Source organism: Luteimonas sp. YGD11-2 (genome assembly GCF_004118975.1).
Taxonomy (GTDB): Bacteria; Pseudomonadota; Gammaproteobacteria; order Xanthomonadales; family Xanthomonadaceae; genus Luteimonas; species Luteimonas muca.
Window position 1 is genome coordinate 1095105 of record NZ_CP035376.1, and the last position, 14632, is coordinate 1109736.

The 14632-nt window shown below is 68.6% G+C and carries 13 protein-coding genes and 1 tRNA gene; 11 read left to right on the top strand and 3 right to left on the bottom strand.

The window, feature by feature from the left end:
- Positions 1–49: 49 nt before the first annotated feature.
- Positions 50–358, top strand: a complete 309-nt coding sequence (locus tag ERL55_RS05005; protein WP_129135449.1) for a hypothetical protein — start codon at positions 50–52, stop codon at positions 356–358.
- A 125-nt stretch (positions 359–483) separates the two neighbouring features.
- Complete coding sequence (locus ERL55_RS05010; protein WP_129135450.1) at positions 484–693, top strand: hypothetical protein; 210 nt, start codon at positions 484–486, stop codon at positions 691–693.
- Positions 694–971: 278 nt separating this feature from the next.
- Here ERL55_RS05010 and ERL55_RS05015 read toward each other — a convergent pair whose 3' ends face one another.
- Positions 972–1379 carry a thioesterase family protein gene (locus tag ERL55_RS05015; protein ID WP_129135451.1) on the bottom strand — a complete coding sequence of 136 codons (408 nt, stop codon included), beginning with the start codon at positions 1377–1379 and terminating at the stop codon, positions 972–974.
- Between the two features lie 26 nt (positions 1380–1405).
- The gene (gene uvrA, locus ERL55_RS05020; protein ID WP_129135452.1) at positions 1406–4402 is read right to left on the bottom strand and encodes an excinuclease ABC subunit UvrA; all 2997 of its coding nucleotides are present in this window, start codon (positions 4400–4402) and stop codon (positions 1406–1408) included.
- A 286-nt stretch (positions 4403–4688) separates the two neighbouring features.
- On the opposite strand from uvrA, the gene rplU reads away from it, so the two are divergent.
- The 3 genes from rplU (at position 4689) to cgtA (ending at position 6504) form a co-directional block, all read left to right on the top strand.
- Positions 4689–5009: a 50S ribosomal protein L21 gene (rplU, locus tag ERL55_RS05025; protein WP_129135453.1), complete on the top strand. Its 321-nt coding sequence runs from the start codon at positions 4689–4691 to the stop codon at positions 5007–5009.
- A 12-nt stretch (positions 5010–5021) separates the two neighbouring features.
- Positions 5022–5282 (top strand): 50S ribosomal protein L27, encoded by a 261-nt coding sequence (rpmA, locus tag ERL55_RS05030; RefSeq protein ID WP_100322887.1) that lies wholly within the window; start codon positions 5022–5024, stop codon positions 5280–5282.
- A 175-nt stretch (positions 5283–5457) separates the two neighbouring features.
- Positions 5458–6504, top strand: coding sequence for an Obg family GTPase CgtA (gene cgtA, locus ERL55_RS05035; protein ID WP_129135454.1), 1047 nt, complete (start codon positions 5458–5460; stop codon positions 6502–6504).
- A gap of 232 nt (positions 6505–6736) precedes the next feature.
- Here cgtA and rpsT read toward each other — a convergent pair whose 3' ends face one another.
- Entirely contained in the window at positions 6737–7009 is a 273-nt protein-coding gene (gene rpsT / locus ERL55_RS05040) for a 30S ribosomal protein S20 (RefSeq protein ID WP_129135455.1), read from the bottom strand.
- 186 nt (positions 7010–7195) lie between these two features.
- Here rpsT and murJ point away from each other — a divergent pair, with 186 nt between their 5' ends.
- From murJ to ERL55_RS05070, 6 genes are all read left to right on the top strand, one after another.
- Positions 7196–8803: a murein biosynthesis integral membrane protein MurJ gene (murJ, locus tag ERL55_RS05045; protein WP_129135456.1), complete on the top strand. Its 1608-nt coding sequence runs from the start codon at positions 7196–7198 to the stop codon at positions 8801–8803.
- A gap of 76 nt (positions 8804–8879) precedes the next feature.
- Complete coding sequence (locus ERL55_RS05050) at positions 8880–9884, top strand: bifunctional riboflavin kinase/FAD synthetase (protein ID WP_129135457.1); 1005 nt, start codon at positions 8880–8882, stop codon at positions 9882–9884.
- Positions 9885–9940: 56 nt separating this feature from the next.
- A complete protein-coding gene (ileS, locus tag ERL55_RS05055; RefSeq protein ID WP_241685876.1) occupies positions 9941–12751 on the top strand; it encodes an isoleucine--tRNA ligase in 2811 nt (936 codons plus the stop codon).
- Positions 12752–12836: 85 nt separating this feature from the next.
- On the top strand, positions 12837–13337 hold the full coding sequence (lspA, locus tag ERL55_RS05060; protein ID WP_129135459.1) for a signal peptidase II: 501 nt from the start codon (positions 12837–12839) through the stop codon (positions 13335–13337).
- 102 nt (positions 13338–13439) lie between these two features.
- Positions 13440–14390, top strand: coding sequence for a 4-hydroxy-3-methylbut-2-enyl diphosphate reductase (ispH, locus tag ERL55_RS05065; RefSeq protein WP_129135460.1), 951 nt, complete (start codon positions 13440–13442; stop codon positions 14388–14390).
- Between the two features lie 45 nt (positions 14391–14435).
- Positions 14436–14511: transfer RNA gene (locus tag ERL55_RS05070), tRNA-Thr, on the top strand.
- The last annotated feature ends 121 nt before the right edge of the window (positions 14512–14632 follow it).

Here is a 14632-nt window from a genome sequence, read left to right on the forward strand (position 1 = left end):
ACAAGGGGGCGTTGCGGCCTTGCGGTTGTCCTGAAGGAGCGGAATTCCGATGCACCTGATCCAGCTGTTTCTTCCGCTCTACGACAATGACGGGCAGGCGTTCGCGAAGCCGCTGTTCGACACCGTGCGTGGCGAACTCACCGAGCGCTTCGGCGGCGTGACCGCGTTCGTGCGCTCACCCGCGGTCGGCGCCTGGGAGGACCACAGCGGCGATGTGCAGCGCGACGACGTGGTCCTGTTCGAGGTGATGGCCGACCACGTCGACCACGGCTGGTGGGCGGCGTATCGCGCGCAACTGGAACAACGCTTCCAGCAGGACGAGGTGCTGGTGCGCGCGGTGCGCGCCGAGCGCCTGTAGCAGGCCGCGCCCACGCGTCCAGGGGCACGTGAGGCACGTCTCCGCAGAAGGCGGATTGCCCGCGGCTGCATCGGCTTCACCGGCGCAGCGCTAGCGTGGCTTCCCCTGTTTGCGAGGACACCGCGATGAAAGAGCACGATCTCCAAGACCGCGAGCGCCAGCCCGACGTCACCCCGAAAGCGCCCGAACGCGGCCCCTCCACCGAGACCGGCATGCCGATCGACAAGGGCGGCCTGGACCGCGAGGTCGGTGATATCGACGAGGGAGAAGCCGGCGAAGACAGCGACGACGGCGCGCTGCCCGGCCGCGTGGGTGGGGGGCTTGCCGGCGGTTGATTCCACCGCGCTGCCCTCACCCGCCCCTGTCGGGGCACCCTCTCCCGTAAACGGGAGAGGGGTAAAAAGATCGCGCCCGCTTTATCCGTCTCCCGCGTGGATAGAGGTAGAAGGATCGCAGCCGGCTTGATCCGTCTCCTGCGTGGCGAGGGAGGTAGAAAGATCGCAGCTGGCTTTATCCGTCTCCCGCGTGGGGAGAGGTAGAAAGATCAGAGCCCGCTTTACCCCTCTCCCGCCTGCGGGAGAGGGTGCCCCGCAGGGGCGGGTGAGGGCGCTCTTCAGCCCCCCGCCGCGCGCCTCACCGCATCCGGCAGCGGCGTAGGCCGCCCGGTGGCGCGGTCGATCCACACCATCACCACGTTGCCGTCGGCGTACAACGGGGTGCCGTCCTCGCCGACGATGCGGTGCGACAGCGTCACGCTGCTGGTGCCCAGCCGCTCGCAGCCGAGTTCCACCACCACGTTGGCGGGATAGGGGATCGGCACCCGGTAGTTCATCTGCACCGCCGCCAGCAGCGGCGCGGTGGTGTCGGTCACCCACGCCTCGCCCAGCGAATCGAACCAGCGGATCCGCGCCTCCTCGAGGTAGGTCATGAAGTTCGAGTTGTTGACGTGGTTGAACGCGTCGAGATCGCGCCAGCGCAGGGCGATCGGCATGCGGAACAGCGGGGTGGGGGCGTCGCTCATCGGGTTGTTCTGTCCTTCGTGGAGGGTCAGCCGGCGGTGCGGGTCTTCCTGGCCGCCTTTTTGGCCGCCTTCTTCTTCGCGGGCGGCCTGCCGGCAAGCCGGGCATCCGGGCGGAGGCTGGCAACGGGGCCGTCGGCATCGCTTCCCTGCGTGCCCTGTGCGGCCGCCGCGACGGTGTCGGGATCCAGCATCCGCGCCAGGAACTGCCCCGTGTAGGAGCCCGGCACCGTGGCGACCTGTTCCGGCGTGCCCTCGGCGATGATACGGCCGCCGCGATGGCCGCCCTCGGGGCCGAGGTCGATCACCCAGTCCGCGGTCTTGATGACATCGAGGTTGTGCTCGATGACCACCACGGTGTTGCCGTCGTCGCGCAGCTTGTGCAGCACCGCCAGCAGGTGCTCGATGTCGTGGAAGTGCAGGCCGGTGGTCGGCTCGTCGAGGATGTACAACGTGCGTCCGGTGTCGCGGCGCGACAGCTCCTTCGACAGTTTGACGCGCTGCGCCTCGCCACCGGACAGCGTCGTCGCGGGCTGGCCGAGCTTGATGTAACCCAGGCCCACGTCGACCAGCGTTTCCAGCTTGCGCGCGATCGACGGCACCGGCTGGAACAGCTCCAGCGCGTCCTCGACGGTGAGTTCCAGCACGTCGTGGATGCTGTGGCCCTTGTAGAGGATCTCCAGCGTCTCGCGGTTGTAGCGCTTGGCACCGCAGACATCGCAGGGCACGTAGACGTCGGGCAGGAAGTGCATCTCCACCTTGATCAGGCCGTCGCCCTGGCAGGCCTCGCAGCGGCCGCCGCGCACGTTGAAGCTGAAACGCCCGGGCGAATAGCCGCGCGCACGCGACTCCGGCACCTGCGCGAACAGCTCGCGCAACGGGGTGAACAGCCCGGTGTAGGTGGCCGGGTTGGAACGCGGGGTGCGGCCGATCGGCGACTGGTCGATGTCGACGACCTTGTCGAACAGGTCCAGGCCCTTGATCTCGCGATGCGGCGCCGGCGAATGCGAAGCGCCGTTGATCTCGTTGGCGGCCAGCGCGTACAGGGTGTCGTTGATCAGCGTCGACTTGCCCGAGCCCGACACGCCGGTGATTGCGGTGAACAGACCCGACGGAATCCTCAGGTCCACGCCCTGCAGGTTGTTGCCGGACGCGCCCTCCAGCTTCAGCACCATCTTCGGGTTGGCGCGGTGCCGCTTCTTCGGGATCTCGATCTTCTTGCGGCCGGACAGGTACTGGCCGGTCAGCGATCGCGGCGCTTCGAGGATCTGCTCGTAGCTGCCCTCGGCCACCACCTCGCCACCGTGCACGCCGGCGCCTGGGCCGATGTCGACGATGTGGTCGGCGAGGCGGATCGCGTCCTCGTCGTGTTCCACCACGATCACCGTGTTGCCGAGGTCGCGCAGGCGGGTGAGGGTGTCGAGCAGGCGTTCATTGTCGCGCTGGTGCAGGCCGATCGACGGCTCGTCGAGCACGTACATCACGCCGACCAGGCCGGCGCCGATCTGCGAGGCCAGGCGGATGCGCTGCGCCTCGCCGCCGGACAGCGAGTCCGCCTTGCGTTCGAGCGTGAGGTAATCGAGGCCGACATCAACCAGGAAGCTCAGCCGCTCGCGGATCTCCTTGACGATCTTGGCCGCGATCTCGCCGCGCCAGCCGGGCAGGGCTAGCTCACCGAAGAACTTCAGCGCGTCGCCGATCGGCAGCACCACCAGTTCCGGCAGCGGGCGGTCGGCTACGAACACGTTGCGCGCGGCGGCGTTGAGGCGCGCGCCACTGCACTCGGTGCAGGGGCGTTCGCTGATGTACTTCGCCAGTTCCTCGCGCACTGCGGAGGACTCGGTCTCGCGGTAGCGGCGCTCGAGGTTGGGCACGATGCCTTCGAAGCGGTGCCGGCGCTGGCTGCGCTTGCCGCCTTCGGTGTAGTAGGTGAAGCCGATGGTCTCGTTGCCGCTGCCGAACAGCACCGCCTCGCGGGTCTTCGCATCGAGTTCCTGCCACGGCGTGTCGACGTCGAAGCCGTAGTGCTTTGCCAGTGATGCGATCAGCTGGAAGTAGTAGTGGTTGCGGCGGTCCCAGCCGCGCACCGCGCCGGCCGCCAGCGACAGTTCCGGGTGCACCACCACGCGGGCGGGGTCGAAGAATTGGCTGACGCCGAGGCCGTCGCAGGTCGGGCAGGCGCCCATCGGCGCGTTGAACGAGAACAGGCGCGGTTCCAGTTCGGGCAGCGCGTAGTCGCATACCGGGCAGCTGTAGCGCGACGAGAACAGCATCGGCTCGGCATCGGGCGTATCCAGCGAACGCACCGCGGCCATGCCGTCGCCGAGCTTGAGCGCGGTCTCGAAGGATTCGGCGAGGCGCTGCTTGATGTCCTCGCGGACCTTGAAGCGGTCGATCACCGCTTCGATGGTGTGCTTGACGCGCAGCGCCAGCGGCGGCACCGCGTCGATCTCGTAGACCTCGCCATCGACGCGTACGCGCACGTAGCCCTGCGCACGCAGCTGCTCGAACACCTGCGCGTGCTCGCCCTTGCGCTCGCGCACCACCGGCGCCAGCAGCATCCAGCGCTGCTCGCCGCCTTCGTCGGTCGCGCCGAGCGCCAGCACCTGGTCGACCATCTGGCTGACCGTCTGCGCTTCCAGCGGATAGCCGTGAAGCGGGCAGCGCGGGATGCCCACGCGGGCATACAGCAGGCGCAGGTAGTCGTAGACCTCGGTGATGGTGCCGACGGTCGAGCGCGGGTTGTGCGAGGTCGACTTCTGCTCGATCGAGATCGCCGGGCTCAGGCCTTCGATCGTGTCGATGTCGGGCTTTTCCATCACGCTCAGGAACTGCCGCGCGTACGCCGACAGCGATTCGACGTAACGGCGCTGGCCTTCGGCGTAGATGGTGTCGAACGCCAGCGACGACTTGCCGGAGCCGGACAGGCCGGTGATCACGATCAGCTTGTCGCGCGGCAGGTCGAGATCGATGTTCTTGAGGTTGTGGGTACGGGCACCGCGGATGCGGATGAAGTCCATCGCCATCGGGTCGGGGATCCGGGGTATCGATCAGGCTGGCCGGGCCTGGGGTGGGGGAATGCAGCCGGGCGGGGAGCCAATCGGGCAGCCTACCGAGCCCCCGAGATGGGGGCAAACCCACGGAATCCCAGCGCAGGGAGGGCGATTCGGCCGAGCTGACCGGCAGCCGTCCGGCCCGCCCGTGGCAGGTTGGTGCGGCTTGACCGTAACTTGCTGAAAGCCCTAGAATTCCGCTTCTGTCCGGCCTCGATGCCGGCAGCGACCACAATAACTACCAAAGGAAGCATTGGTCATGTACGCAGTTATCGTCACCGGCGGTAAGCAATACCGCGTGATGGCGGGTGAGACGCTCCGCGTCGAAAAGCTCGACATCGAAGCCGGCAACGAGGTCACGTTCGACAACGTCCTCATGCTCGGCGACGGCGAAGGTGTGACGCTCGGTGACGCACTCAAGGGTGCCACCGTCGCCGCCACCGTCAAGGCCCACGGCCGCGCCGACAAGATCCGCATCATCAAGTTCCGCCGCCGCAAGCACCACATGAAGCGCATGGGGCATCGGCAGCACTACACCGAAATCGAGATCACCGGTATCAACGCCGGCGACAAGAAGTAAGGAGAAGCAGTCATGGCACATAAAAAGGGCGTAGGCTCCTCGCGCAACGGCCGCGACTCCAATCCCAAGTACCTCGGCGTGAAGATGTTCGGCGGCCAGGCCATCGAGGCCGGCAACATCATCGTCCGCCAGCGCGGCACCCAGTTCCATCCGGGTCCGGGCGTGGGCCTCGGCCGCGACCACACGCTGTTCGCACTGGTCGACGGCACCGTGGAATTCGCGGTGAAGGGTCCGAAGAAGCGTCGTACCGTCAGCGTCGTCGAAGTGGCCTGACCACCCGCGACCCTGCCGTATCGAAGGCCCCGCTCCGGCGGGGCTTTTCATTGCGGCCGCGCAAGGCCTGCCGTGAACACGCGGCCGCCGCGCATGCGTCATTGCCGGGTCCTCCGGCCTGCGCGGGTAGACTTGCCCGCGCCCATTGCTTCAATCAATCGCGAAACCGCATCCCATGAAACTCGTCGACGAAGTAGAAATCACTGTCAGTGCCGGCAATGGCGGCCATGGCTGCATCGGCTTCCGGCGCGAGAAGTTCATTCCGCTGGGCGGGCCCGATGGCGGCGATGGCGGCAACGGCGGCAGCGTGTGGCTGGTGGCCGACGAGAACCTCAACACGCTGGTCGACTTCCGCCACGAGACGCGCTTCCGCGCGCAGCGCGGCGAGAACGGCATGGGCCGGCAGATGTACGGCAAGGGCGGCGATGACCTGGCCATCAGCGTGCCGGTCGGCACCGTGGTCACCAACGTCGCCACCGACGAGGTCATCGGCGACCTCACCGCGCATGGCCAGCGCCTGCTGGTGGCGCGCGGCGGCCAGGGTGGCCTCGGCAACATGCATTTCAAGAGTTCGGTCAACCGCTCGCCGCGCAAGGCCACGCCGGGCGAGGAGGGCGAGGAGCGCCTGCTGCGGCTGGAGTTGAAGCTGCTGGCCGACGTCGGCCTGCTCGGCTTCCCCAATGCTGGCAAGAGCACGCTGATCCGCGCGGTGTCGGCGGCAACGCCAAAGGTGGCGGACTATCCGTTCACCACGCTCTACCCGAACCTGGGCGTGGTCAGCACCGAGCCGCACCGCAGCTTCGTGGTGGCCGACATTCCCGGGCTGATCGAGGGTGCCGCCGATGGTGCAGGCCTCGGTGCATTGTTCCTGCGCCATATCCAGCGCACCCGCCTGCTGCTGCATCTCGTCGAGATCCAGCCGCTCGACGGTGGCGACCCGGTCGACCAGGTGCGCGCGATCGAGCGTGAGCTTGCGAAGTTCGATGCCGGCCTGCTCGACAAGCCGCGCTGGCTGCTGATCAACAAGGCCGACCTGATGGCGCCCGAGGACGCGCGTGCCGAAGCCGAGCGGATCATCGCCGCGCTGGAATGGAAGGCGCCGTGGTTCCTGGTCTCGGGCCTTGCCCACGAGGGCACCCGTGACGTGATGCGCCGCGTGCAGGCCGAGCTCGACGAGCAGGCCCGCCAGGCCGCCGAGGCGGCGGACGCGGAAGGGTACTGAGCGCGGCGGCCGCGGCGCAGGCCCCGCTCCGCTGGTCCCGCTTTCCTGGTTCCGGTCTCGCCTGTCCTTGATCCGGCCGCTGCCGATCCCGGCTGCGGCTGGTCGCGCCGGCGGGAGTCGTTTCGTCGGGCGGCGACGCCGTCGCCAGTGCGGCTTTCGGTAGGGGCGGGTTTCCGGACAACAAAAAACCCGGCCGGGGCCGGGTTCTTGCGGAACGCCTTGCGGCAAGGACTCAGGCAGCGGCCTTGAGTGCCTTGATGCGGGCGGTCAGGCGGCTCTTGTGACGGGCCGCCTTGTTCTTGTGGATCAGGCCGCGGGCGCTGAACCGGTCGAGGATCGGCTGCGCTGCATTGAAGGCTTCCTGAGCGCCGGCGGCGTCATTGGCCTCGAGGGCCTTGAGGACCTTCCTGACATAGGTACGCAGCATGGAGCGCTGGCTGCTGTTGCGCTGGTTGCGCACGATGGTCTGCTTCGCGCGCTTCTTTGCGGACTTGATGTTGGCCACGGTGGAATCCTGGAAATCGGGAGACGGAAACTGGGGTGTCGGCGCCCGGGTATCCGGGAGGCTTGACAAACGAGCCGGAAATTATGGGGGAAGCAGCGCCGCGGGTCAACAATGCGGCATCATGGGCGGTGATCCGCTGGAACCCTGTTCAGCCGCAATGACCACGCCATTCTGCCAGGCCTGCCGATGAGCGCGCCCGATCCCTCCGCCCCTGCGCCATCGCCGGGAGACAGGGGCCGCCGCGGCGGCCTGCTGCGTTCGACCGCGGTCTTCAGCGGCATGACCCTGTTGTCGCGCGTCGCCGGGTTCGCCCGCGACATGCTGCAGGCGACGCTGTTCGGCACCGGTGGTGCCATGAGTGCGTTCATCGTCGCCTACCGGGTGCCCAATTTCCTGCGTCGGGTGTTCGCGGAAGGCTCGATGGCGATGGCCTTCGTGCCGGTGCTCAACGAGATCCGCGAGCGCGGCGATCGCGCGGCGCTGAAGTCCTTCATCGATCACATGGCCGGTGCGCTGTGCGCGGTGGTGCTGGTCGTCTGCGCCGCCGGCATGCTCGCCGCGCCGCTGGTGGCGCGCCTGTTCGCGCCGGGCTGGGCGGACCAGCCGGAGCTGCTGGCGCAGACCGCGCAGATGCTGCGGATCACTTTCCCGTACCTGCTCTTCATCTCGATGATGTCGCTGGCGGCATCGATCCTCAACAGCACCGGCCGCTTCGGGCTGCCGGCATTCACCCCGGTGCTGCACAACCTCACGATGATCGCGGCAATGCTGTGGCTGGCGCCGCGCTTCGAGGTGCCGCCGGTGGGCCTGGCCTGGGGTGTGCTGGCAGCGGGATTCCTGCAGCTGGCACTGCTGTGGCCGTCGCTGGGCCGGCTGGGCCTGCGGCCGCGGCTGCGGCCGGGTTTCCGCCATCCCGAGGTCCGCAAGGTCGGCCGGCTGATGCTGCCGACGCTGTTCTCCTCGTCGGTGGCACAGGTGAACCTGATCGTCGGCACCGCGTTCGCTTCGGTGCTGGCCGCGGGCAGCGTGGACTGGCTGTACTACTCCGACCGCCTGATCGAGTTCCCGCTGGGTCTGTTCGGCGTGGCGCTGGGCACGGTGATCCTGCCGCACCTGTCGCGCCGGCACGCGGCCGAGGACGCCGCCGGGTACAACGGTGCGCTCGACTGGGGCCTGCGGATGTCGCTGCTTGCCGGCGTGCCTGCCGGGCTCGGGCTGCTGTTGCTGGCCGAGCCGATCGTCGCGACGGTCTACAACTACGGGCAGTTCAGCGCGCTCGACACGCGGATGGCCGCGGTGAGCCTGAGCGCGATGAGCCTCGGCGTGCCGGCCTTCATGCTGACCAAGGTGCTGGCGCCCGCGTTCTACGCGCGCCAGGACACGAAGACCCCGATGCGCGCGGCGATCTGGACCGTGGTCGCCAATATCGTGCTGACCGCGGCGATCACCACGCCGATGTGGCTGGGCGGCGTGGCCGGTGCCCACGGCGGCATTGCCCTCGCCACGGCGCTTGCCGGCGGACTCAACGCGCTGTTGCTGTGGCGTTCGCTGCGGCGCTCCGGGCTGTACCGGCCGGAGGCGGGCTGGGGTGGATTCCTGCTCAGGCTGGCCGCCGGCTGCGTGGCAATGGCCGCAGTGGTGGTGCTGCTGCGCCATGGCATCGGCGCGTGGACGGCGATCGACGCAGCGGTTGAACGGGTCGGCTGGCTGGTGCTGACGATCGGGGCCGGTGCCGGCTGCTACGCGCTGGTGCTGGTGATGCTGGGCCTGCGGCCGCGGCACCTGCGGCACTGACGTCCTTGCCCGCTGTGGAGCGCTTGAGCGCGGTGGCGGGGTCGAGGGCAGGCAGGCCGTATACTGCCGGGCTTCTATGAGCAGGCCCAGCCCTCGACATCTATTCCGCGACGTTGGCGGCGGTCCGGTATGTCCGGGCGGCAGCGTGGTGTGCATCGGCGCGTTCGACGGCCTGCACCTGGGTCATCAGGCGCTGGTGCGGCATGCGGTCGCGCGTGCCCGGGACCTGGACGTCCAGCCGGCGGCGCTGAGCTTCGAGCCGCTGCCCCGCGAATTCTTCGGTGCCGACGCCCCTCCGCCGCGCCTGATGTTGCCGCGTGCCAAGGTCGAAGGCCTGCGCGCGCTGGGTGTGGCCACCGTCGGCCTGCTGCGTTTCAACGCCGCGATGGCAACGATGGAGGCTGCGGAATTCGTCCGCGACGTGCTGGTGCGCCGGCTGGCGGTGCGCGAGGTGTGGGTCGGGCCGGGCTTCCGCTTCGGCCATCGCCGCGGCGGCGATCTCGCCCTGCTGCAACGCATGGGCGCCGGGCTCGGCTTCGCGGCCGGTGAAATCGCACCCTACCTGCACGAAGGCGAGCGCGTGTCGAGCACCGCGATCCGGCAGGCGCTGGTGGAAGGCGACTTCGCCCGAGCCGCGCGTCTGCTCGGCCGCCCGTACGCGGTTGCCGGGCGGGTCGTGCACGGGCGCCAGCTCGGGCGCACGCTCGGTTATCCCACCGCCAACCTGCGCTTCGGCGGCAAGGTGCCGGCACTGCGTGGCATCTACGCCACCCGCGTGCACGGCATCGGCGGCGACGCCGGTCAAAGCCGGCCCTGGCCATCGGTCTCGAGCTTCGGCACCCGGCCGACGGTCGATGGCGTCGAGCCGTTGCTCGAAGCCCATCTTTTCGATTTCGAGGGCGACCTCTACGGGCGCCGCATCGAGGTCGAATTCGTCGCGCGCCTGCGCGACGAGGAGAAATTCCCCGATCTCGACAGCCTGGTCGCACAGATGGACCTCGACGCTGCGCAGGCACGCGCCGCGCTGGCAGCCGCCGACGATCATCCCCAATTGCAGCCACACCATAGGGTCACCGCGTGAGCGACGACGCCAACCGCTACAAAGCCACCATCCACCTGCCCGCGACGGACTTCCCGATGCGCGGGGACCTGCCCAAACGTGAGCCGCAGACGCTGGCGCGCTGGGAGGCGGACGGGCTGTACCAGCGCATCCGGGAAGCCGCCCGCGGGCGCCCGCAATGGGTACTGCACGATGGTCCACCGTATGCCAATGGCGTGATCCACATCGGCCATGCGGTGAACAAGGTGCTCAAGGACATGGTGGTGAAGTCGAAGCTGCTGGCCGGCTTCGATGCGCCGTACGTGCCGGGCTGGGATTGCCATGGGCTGCCGATCGAACATGCGGTGGAGAAGACCCACGGCAAGGTCGGTGAGAAGCTCGATGCCGCCGCGTTCCGCGCGAAATGCCGCGAATACGCTGCCAGCCAGGTCGAACTGCAGCGCACCGGCTTCAAGCGCCTCGGCGTGACCGGCGACTGGGACCGACCCTACCTGACGATGGATTTCCGCTACGAGGCGGACATGCTGCGGGCGCTTGCGAAGATCGTCGAGCGCGGCCACGTGACGCGCGGCTTCAAGCCGGTGCACTGGTGCTTCGACTGCCAGTCGGCACTGGCCGAAGCCGAGATCGAATACCAGGACAAGCAGTCGCCGGCGATCGACGTCGCCTACGTCGCAATCGACGGCTCCACGCTCGCAGGCCGCTTCGGTGCCGCGCTGGAGGAGGGCGCGACGGTGGCGGTGCCGATCTGGACCACCACGCCGTGGACGCTGCCGGCATCGCTTGCGGTCTCGATCGGCGCGGATATCGATTACGTCCTGGTCGAAGGCCCGCTGCGCGACGGCGCACGCCAGTGGCTGGTGGTGGCCGAGGCCCTGGCGGCGAAGGTGCTGGCGCGCTATGGCGTCGATACGGTGACCGTGCACGGGCGCGAGCGCGGCGCGGCCCTCGATGGCCTGCGCCTGCGCCATCCGTTCTACGACGACCGCGAGATCCCGCTGCTGCTGGGTGAGCACGTGTCCGACGAGGACGGCACCGGTGCGGTGCATACCGCGCCCGGCCACGGCCAGGAGGACTTCGCCGTGTCCCAGCGCTACGGGCTGGTGGAGGGCACGCCGGCCAATGTGCTGAATCCGGTCGACGGCCGCGGCGTGTATCTGCCGACCACGCCGGCGATGGGTGACGCGGCGCTGGCCGGCGTGCACCTGTGGAAGGCCAACGCGCTGATCGTCGATGCGCTGCGGGCACGGGGCGCGCTGCTGGCGCACGCGGACATCAACCACAGCTACCCGCACTGCTGGCGGCACAAGACGCCGGTCGTGTTCCGCGCGACGCCGCAGTGGTTCATCTCGATGGAGCAGGCGCAGCTGCGTGCGGATGCGCTCAAGGCCGTCGAGGACGTGCGCTGGGTGCCGGACTGGGGCCAGGCACGCATCACCGGCATGGTCGAGGGACGGCCCGACTGGACGATCTCGCGGCAGCGTTACTGGGGCGTGCCGATCGCCCTGTTCGTCGACCGCGAGACCCAGCAGCCGCACCCGCGCTCCGCGGAACTGATGCGCGAGGTCGCCGCGCGCGTGGAGCGCGACGGCGTGGACGCGTGGTACACGCTGGATGCCTCCGAGCTGCTCGGCGATGACGCCGCGCGTTACGACAAGGTCACCGACATCCTCGACGTCTGGTTCGACTCCGGCGTCAGCCACGAATGCGTGCTCGCGCAACGTGCCGATGACGGCCTGCGCAAGCCGGCGGACCTGTATCTCGAAGGGTCCGACCAGCATCGCGGCTGGTTCCAGTCGTCGCTGCTGTCGGGCGTGGCGATGGATGGCGTCGCCCCGTACCGCCAGGTCCTGACCCACGGCTTCACCGTGGATGCCGACGGCCGCAAGATGTCCAAGTCGCTGGGCAACGTGGTCGCGCCGCAGCAGGTGGTCGACGCGATGGGCGCCGACGTGCTGCGGCTGTGGATCGCCGCGGCCGACTACCGCAACGAGATGTCGGTTTCCGACGAGATCCTCAAGCGCAGCGCCGATGCCTACCGCCGCATCCGCAATACCGCGCGCTTCCTGCTGGGCAACCTCAACGGCTTCGAACCCGCGCAGCACCTGCGTCCGCTCGAGGACATGGTCGCGCTGGACCGCTGGATCGTGCACCGCGCGTACCGCCTGCAGGAGCGCATCGTCGACGCCTACGAGCGCTACGACTTCCCGGAGGTCGTGCAGGCGCTGTCGAACTTCTGCAGCGTGGATCTCGGTTCGCTGTATCTCGACGTCACCAAGGACCGGCTGTACACGATGCCGGAGGACTCGCGCGGGCGCCGCAGTGCGCAGAGCGCGATGTACCGCATCGTGGAAGCCTTCGTGCGCTGGATCGCGCCGATCCTCGCCTTCACCGCCGACGAGCTGTGGCGCCATCTCCCGGCGGCCACGGCGGAGGGCCCGCGCCCGGAGCACGTGCTGTTCGCCACCTGGTACGACGGCCTGGCACCACTGCCCGCCGATGCGCCGCTGTCGGAGGACGACTTCGAGCGCCTGCTGGCGCTGCGCGAGCAGGTCGCCAAGGTGCTGGAGCCGATGCGCGCCAGCGGCGAGATCGGTGCCGCACTCGAGGCCGAAATCGAACTGCGCGCCAGCGTCGCCGACCAGAACCGTGTCGGCCCGCTGGTCGACGAATTGCGCTTCTTCCTGATCAGCGGCGACGTCACCGTGGTGGATGCCGACGAGGCGGAGGATGCGCTGCGCATCGTGGCCACGCCGACCACCAGGCCGAAGTGCGTGCGCTGCTGGCAGCATCGTGCCGACGTCGGCGCCGTTGACACGCATCCGCAGATCTGCGGCCGCTGCGTGACCAATATCGAAGGCGAGGGCGAGGACCGGCGCTGGTTCTGAAGCCCGGTCGCCCGCCGCATCGTTCCGCAGCCCGCCGGTGCGGCATGATGCCGGCCCGATGGACCACACGAGTGCACGATCACCGATGACAACCACGCGCCCGAAACCCGATGCCCTGGCCTGGCTGCTGCTGTCGCTGGTGGTGATCGCGCTCGACCAGCTCACCAAGTACTGGGTGCTGACCAGCCTGCCGGAGTACACCGCGGTCCCGGTGATCGAGGGCTTCTGGAACTGGTACCGCACCTACAACACCGGTGCGGCGTTCAGCTTCCTCGCCGACGCCGGCGGCTGGCAGAAGTGGTTCTTCACCGCCCTCGCGATAGGCATCAGCGGCCTGCTGGCGTTCTGGCTGTCGCGCACGCCGCGTGGTGACTGGAAGACCGCGCTGCCGTTCGCACTGGTCATCGGCGGTGCCATCGGCAACGTGATCGACCGGCAGATCCACGGCCACGTGGTGGATTTCATCCAGTGGCACTGGAAGGACTACTACTGGCCCGCGTTCAACATCGCCGACATGGCGGTGGTGGGCGGCGCGATCGGGATCGCGTTGTTCGGGCTGTTCCAGGACAGCGGGAAGAAGCGGTAGGGGCGGGGGTAGACGGGAGAGGGGCGATCGTGCCGGGCGGGAGCGGGCGTGGCGACTGCGCTTCAGGCTGACCGCGCGCGGCTCCGCTAGAATCCGGTCTCTATGGAAATCATCCTCGCCAATCCCCGTGGCTTCTGCGCGGGCGTCGACCGTGCGATCGAGATCGTCAAGCGCGCCATCGAGACCCTGGGCGCGCCGATCTACGTGCGCCACGAGGTGGTCCACAACCGTTACGTGGTCGAGGACCTGCGTGCGCGCGGGGCGATCTTCGTCGAGGAACTCGACGAGGTGCCCGACGGCAACACGGTGATCTTCAGCGCCCACGGCGTGTCGCAGGCGGTGCGTGCGGAAGCCGACCGCCGTGGCCTCAAGGTGTTCGATGCGACCTGCCCGCTGGTGACCAAGGTGCATCTGGAAGTCGCGCGCCACTGCCGCGCGGGCCGCGACGTGGTGCTGATCGGCCATGCCGGCCATCCGGAAGTCGAAGGCACGATGGGGCAGTGGAGCCGCGAAGGCGGCAACGGCCATATCTATCTGGTCGAGGACGAGGCCGATGTGGCCAGGCTGGAGGTCGCCCAGCCGGAAAACCTTGCCTACACCACGCAGACCACGCTGTCGGTGGACGATACCCGCAACGTCATCGCCGCGCTGCGCGCCCGCTTCCCGGCGCTGCAGGGCCCGAAGAACGACGACATCTGCTACGCCACGCAGAACCGCCAGGATGCGGTGCGTGACCTTGCGCGCCGCTGCGACCTGGTGCTGGTGGTGGGTTCGCCGAACAGTTCCAACTCCAACCGCCTGCGCGAGCTTGCCGAGCGCGATGGCGTGGAGGCTTACCTGATCGACGGCGCCGACGAGATCGACCCGGCCTGGATTGCCGGCCGCCAGCGCATCGGCGTGACCGCCGGTGCCTCCGCCCCCGACGTGCTGGTGGAAGGCGTGATCGCGCGCCTGCGCATCCTCGGCGCGGGCACGGTCGCCGAGCTCGATGGCGAGCCCGAGAACATGGTGTTCGCGCTGCCCAAGGAGTTGCGGCTGCAGCTGGTGGAGTGAGGGCCTTTGACCGCGCCCCCCGCTGCCCCTAGAATCTGCGGCCCCGCCGGAATAGCTCAGTTGGTAGAGCGGCGCATTCGTAATGCGTAGGTCGTAGGTTCGATTCCTATTTCCGGCACCAGGGTCCAGACGCCCCGCGAAAGCGGGGCGTCGTCGTTTTGCGGCCGCTGTCATCGCACAGCCATCGGCGTTTCACCGGTTCTACGCAGTGCGCGTACCAGACTTCCGGCTCCCCACCAGAC

Excerpts from the sequence above, each read along its gene's own strand:
- ERL55_RS05015 (WP_129135451.1), bottom strand. The coding sequence starts at position 1,379 with ATGAGCGACGCCCCCACCCCGCTGTTCCGCATGCCGATCGCCCTGCGC.
- lspA (WP_129135459.1), top strand. The coding sequence starts at position 12,837 with ATGACAACCACGCGCCCGAAACCCGATGCCCTGGCCTGGCTGCTGCTG.
- murJ (WP_129135456.1), top strand. The coding sequence starts at position 7,196 with ATGAGCGCGCCCGATCCCTCCGCCCCTGCGCCATCGCCGGGAGACAGG.
- ERL55_RS05005 (WP_129135449.1), top strand. The coding sequence starts at position 50 with ATGCACCTGATCCAGCTGTTTCTTCCGCTCTACGACAATGACGGGCAG.
- cgtA (WP_129135454.1), top strand. The coding sequence starts at position 5,458 with ATGAAACTCGTCGACGAAGTAGAAATCACTGTCAGTGCCGGCAATGGC.
- ileS (WP_241685876.1), top strand. The coding sequence starts at position 9,941 with ATGCGCGGGGACCTGCCCAAACGTGAGCCGCAGACGCTGGCGCGCTGG.
- rpmA (WP_100322887.1), top strand. The coding sequence starts at position 5,022 with ATGGCACATAAAAAGGGCGTAGGCTCCTCGCGCAACGGCCGCGACTCC.
- uvrA (WP_129135452.1), bottom strand. The coding sequence starts at position 4,402 with ATGGCGATGGACTTCATCCGCATCCGCGGTGCCCGTACCCACAACCTC.
- rplU (WP_129135453.1), top strand. The coding sequence starts at position 4,689 with ATGTACGCAGTTATCGTCACCGGCGGTAAGCAATACCGCGTGATGGCG.
- ERL55_RS05010 (WP_129135450.1), top strand. The coding sequence starts at position 484 with ATGAAAGAGCACGATCTCCAAGACCGCGAGCGCCAGCCCGACGTCACC.
- ispH (WP_129135460.1), top strand. The coding sequence starts at position 13,440 with ATGGAAATCATCCTCGCCAATCCCCGTGGCTTCTGCGCGGGCGTCGAC.
- ERL55_RS05050 (WP_129135457.1), top strand. The coding sequence starts at position 8,880 with ATGAGCAGGCCCAGCCCTCGACATCTATTCCGCGACGTTGGCGGCGGT.